The sequence below is a fragment of the Acidisoma sp. genome, assembly GCF_035492295.1.
In the GTDB taxonomy this organism is placed as follows: Bacteria; Pseudomonadota; Alphaproteobacteria; order Acetobacterales; family Acetobacteraceae; genus Acidisoma.
In genome coordinates, this window is sequence record NZ_DATJJK010000164.1 from 1 (window position 1) to 4,553 (window position 4,553).

A 4,553-nucleotide genomic window follows, 5' to 3' on the forward strand; every position below is an offset into this window, starting at 1 on the left:
CCGAGCACGGGCCGCGTGGCCTGCATGACGCGCTCGCCAAGGTGGACCAGGCGACCGCGGCGCGGCTGCGGCCGTCGGACAGCCAGCGCGTGGCCCGCGCGTGGGAGGTATGGCGCGGCACCGGCCGCGGCCTGGCCGCCTGGCAGCGCGACGGGGCCCGGCCGGCGCCCTGGCGCTTCCGTGCCATCCTGCTGGAGCCGCGGCGCGAGGCGCTGCGCGACGCCATCGCGGGCCGCTTCGCCGCCATGCTGGAAGCCGGCGCACTCGACGAGGTGCGCGCGCTGCTGGCCCTCGATCTGGACCCCGCGCTGCCGGCCATGCGAGCGCATGGCGTGCCCGAATTGTCCGCCCATCTGCGCGGGGAGATCTCCCTCGCCGAGGCCGCCGCACGCGCCGAGCAGGTCACCGGCCAGTACACCAAGCGGCAGGCGACGTGGTTCCGGCATCGGATTCTTGCTCCGCCGGGGCGGACGCATACGATCCATGCGCGAATTGCGGGCCTTAAGCAATTTTCGGAAAGAGAATTGGATGAAATCTTCGCATTTATTCAGAACCCGGGTTGACGCGCCCGGCTGGTAAGAATAGGTGTGCGCGCATCATGAGCACGACACACACAACCCCCCAGCCGACTGCCCCTGACACCGAACTGAAGCCGGGCGCCGAGGTGCTTCTCCGCGCGCTCAAGGACCAGGGTGTAGAGGTGATTTTCGGCTATCCGGGCGGGGCGGTGCTGCCGATCTACGACGCGATCTTCCAGCAGAACGCGATCCGCCACATCCTGGTTCGCCACGAGCAGGCGGCCGTGCATGCGGCCGAGGGCTATGCCCGCAGCACCGGCAAGGTCGGCTGCGTGCTGGTCACCTCCGGGCCCGGCGCCACCAATGCCGTCACCGGACTGGTGGACGCGCTGATGGACAGCATTCCCGTCGTCTGCCTCACCGGGCAGGTCGCGACCCATCTGATCGGCAATGACGCGTTCCAGGAAGCCGACACCACCGGGATCACCCGGCCGGCGACCAAGCACAACTATCTCGTCAAGCGCAGCGAGGATCTCGCCCGCGTGGTGCACGAGGCGTTCTATGTCGCGCGTTCGGGCCGGCCCGGCCCGGTGGTGATCGATCTGCCGAAGGATGTCCTGATCACCAAGGCGCCGTATCAGGAGGCGGTGCGCAACGGCCACCGCAGCTATCGCCCGGTGACCGAGCCCGATCCCGCGCGCATTGCCGAGGCGATCGCGCTGCTGAAGGCAGCGAAGCGGCCGATGGTCTATACCGGCGGCGGCGTCATCAATTCTGGGCCGGAGGCGTCCCGCCTGTTGGTGGAGTTCGTCCGCGCCACGGGCCTGCCCTGCACCAGCACGCTGATGGGCCTGGGCGCTTATCCCGCGAACGACAGGCAGTTCCTGGGCATGCTTGGCATGCACGGCACCTATGAGGCGAACCTCGCGGTGCATGACTGCGACGTGCTGCTCAACCTGGGCGCGCGATTCGATGACCGGGTGACCGGCCGGCTGAACGCGTTCAGCCCGGACAGCAAGAAGATCCACGCGGACATCGATCCTTCCAGCATCAACAAGAACGTGAGGGTGGATGTGGCGGTGGTCGGCGATGCCGGCCGTACGCTGGCCGCGCTGATGGAAGCCTGGACGCAGGATCCGATCGAGCCTGACATGGATGCGCTGTCGGCCTGGTGGCGGCAGATCGAGGATTGGCGCGCGGTGGATTGCCTGCGCTTCACCCAGCCGATGCAGAAGGGCGCGATCATCAAGCCGCAGCACGCGGTGCGCCGGCTGTATGAGATCACGCGGGAACTGGGGCGAGAGACCTTCATCAGCACGGAGGTCGGGCAGCATCAGATGTGGGCGGCCCAGCATTTCCGCTTTGACACGCCGAACCATTGGATGACCAGCGGTGGCCTGGGCACGATGGGCTATGGCCTGCCGGCGGCGATGGGCGTGCAGGTGGCGCATCCGGATGCCCTGGTGATCGACATCGCGGGCGAAGCCTCCATTCTGATGAACATTCAGGAGATGGGGACGCTGGCGCAGTACCGCCTGCCGGTGAAAATCTTCATCCTCAACAACCAGTACATGGGAATGGTGCGGCAGTGGCAGGAGCTGATGCACGGCAGCCGCTATTCCGAAAGCTACAGCGAGGCGCTGCCCGATTTCGTCAAGCTCGCCGAAAGCTTCCATGGCGTGGGCATGCGGGCGACGACGGTAGAGGAGCTCGACCCGGTCATCCTTGAAATGATCAAGTGCGACCGCCCGGTGATCGCCGATATCGCCGTGGACCAGGGCGAGAACGTTTATCCCATGATTCCCTCGGGCGCTGCCCATAACGAGATGCTGCTGGGACCGGACAAGAACCGGGACAGCGCCGAAGTGACCAATGCCGGCATGGTGCTTGTGTAATGAGCGATACGAACGGAGAGCGCAGCGCCACGATTGCGGTGCTGGTGGACAACGAGGCGGGCGTGCTTGCCCGCGTCATCGGCCTTTTCTCGGGTCGCGGCTACAATATCGACAGCCTGACGGTGGCCCCGGTGGACGAGGATCGGTCCCGCAGCCGCATCACCGTCGTGACCTGGGGCACCGATCTGGTCATCGAACAGATCAAGGCGCAGCTGGGCCGGCTGGTGCCGATCCATAAAGTGGCCGATCTCAGCGCCGAGGGGCCGCATGTCGCCCGCGAACTCGCCCTCATCAAAGTGGCGGGCCGGGGCGAGGCGCGGGTCGAGGCGCTGCGCATCGCGGATGCCTTCCGCGCCAAGATCGTGGACACGACGATCGAGAGTTTCGTGTTCGAGCTGACGGGCGCGACCGAGAAGATCGACGCCTTTTTGGACCTGATGCGCCCGCTCGGCCTGGCCGAGATTTCGCGCAGCGGGGTCGCGGCCATCGCCCGCGGCACCAAGACCATCATCTGATGCCCCGGTCCGAACGGGCCGGGACGCGACTGTTTTCAACGGGAGACGAGTGAAGATGCGAGTCTATTACGATCGCGACGCCGACGTGAACCTGATCAAGGGCAAGAAGGTCGCGATCATCGGCTTCGGCAGCCAGGGCCATGCCCATGCGCTTAACCTCAAGGACAGCGGCGTGCGCGAGATGGCGATCGGCCTCCGCTCCGGCTCGGCCGGTGCGCCCAAGGCCGAAGCCGCCGGCTTCAAGGTGATGGACCCGGCGGACGCCGCGAAATGGGCCGATGTCGTGATGGTACTGACCCCGGACGAAGGCCAGGGCGACCTCTATCGCGAAAAGCTGCATGCCAACATGAAGCCCGGCGCGGCGCTCGCCTTCGCGCATGGGCTGAACGTCCACTTCAACCTGCTCGACCCGCGCGACGATATCGACGTCTTCATGATCGCGCCGAAGGGGCCCGGCCATACCGTGCGCGGCGAATACCAGAAAGGCGGCGGCGTGCCCTGCCTCGTGGCCGTGGCGCAGGACAAGTCCGGCAATGCCATGGACATCGCCCTCTCCTACGCCTCCGCCGTCGGTGGTGGCCGCGCGGGCATCATCGAGACGACCTTCAAGGAAGAGTGCGAGACCGATCTGTTCGGCGAGCAGGCCGTGCTCTGCGGTGGCCTGGTCGAGCTCATCAAGGCCGGTTTCGAAACGCTGGTGGAAGCCGGCTACGCCCCCGAGATGGCCTATTTCGAGTGCCTGCACGAAGTGAAGCTGATCGTCGACCTCATCTATGAGGGCGGCATCGCCAACATGAACTACTCGATCAGCAACACGGCCGAATACGGCGAATACGTCACAGGCCCGCGCATCATCACGAGCGAGACCAAGGCCGAGATGAAGCGGGTGCTGGCTGATATCCAGTCCGGCCGCTTTGCACGCGACTGGATGCTGGAGAACAAGGTCAACCAGTCGAGCTTCAAGGCGACCCGCCGCCGTCTGGCCGAGCACCAGATCGAGGAAGTGGGCGAGAAGCTGCGCGGCATGATGCCCTGGATCACCAAGAACCGCCTGGTCGACAAGACCAAGAACTGAGCCTTTCTTCTGCGCGTGACTCTCGAACGGCCATTCGCCCCTCAGGGCGGGTGGCCGTTTCGCTTTGCAGCCGTATCGTCATTGGCAAGCCTCGCTGGCTTTGCCTAGTCTCGGTGGGTCGGAGACAAGGGCAGGGTTTGAGCATGACCGAATCGGTGGACCACAAGGCGCTCCTCGACAACGTGCGGGACGAATTCCTCGACAGTTTCGATGAGGAACTCGAGATGGAGATGGATGACGACCGGCTCTCCCGCCTGGTGGACGGCGATGCCTCCTCCGAGGGCGGCCGCGAGGGGATCGACCGGCGCTTCTATTTCGCCGAACTCTTCCGCCTGCAGGGCGAGCTCGTGAAGCTGCAGGACTGGGTGCAGAACAGGAAGCTGAAGGTCGTGGTCCTGTTCGAAGGACGAGACGCCGCCGGCAAGGGCGGCGCCATCAAGCGCATCACGCAGCGGCTCAATCCGCGCGTCTGCCGGGTCGCCGCTCTTCCCGCGCCCAGCGAGCGGGAGCGCACACAATGGTATTTCCAGCGCTATGTCTCCCATCTTCC

Annotated in this window: 3 protein-coding genes and 2 pseudogenes; all 5 read left to right on the forward strand. The window is 65.7% G+C overall.

What is annotated here, in order from left to right:
• A pseudogene (locus VL752_RS11835) lies at positions 1-563 on the forward strand (tRNA dimethylallyltransferase); the annotation flags it as partial.
• Positions 564-598: 35 nt separating this feature from the next.
• A complete protein-coding gene (locus VL752_RS11840) occupies positions 599-2,413 on the forward strand; it encodes an acetolactate synthase 3 large subunit (protein WP_325355417.1) in 1,815 nt (604 codons plus the stop codon).
• Positions 2,413-2,928: an acetolactate synthase small subunit gene (gene ilvN, locus VL752_RS11845; RefSeq protein WP_325355419.1), complete on the forward strand. Its 516-nt coding sequence runs from the start codon at positions 2,413-2,415 to the stop codon at positions 2,926-2,928. The genes VL752_RS11840 and ilvN overlap by 1 nt, the downstream gene beginning before the upstream one ends.
• A gap of 55 nt (positions 2,929-2,983) precedes the next feature.
• The gene (gene ilvC / locus VL752_RS11850) at positions 2,984-4,003 is read left to right on the forward strand and encodes a ketol-acid reductoisomerase (RefSeq protein WP_325355421.1); all 1,020 of its coding nucleotides are present in this window, start codon (positions 2,984-2,986) and stop codon (positions 4,001-4,003) included.
• Positions 4,004-4,146: 143 nt separating this feature from the next.
• A pseudogene (locus VL752_RS11855) lies at positions 4,147-4,553 on the forward strand (polyphosphate kinase 2); the annotation flags it as partial.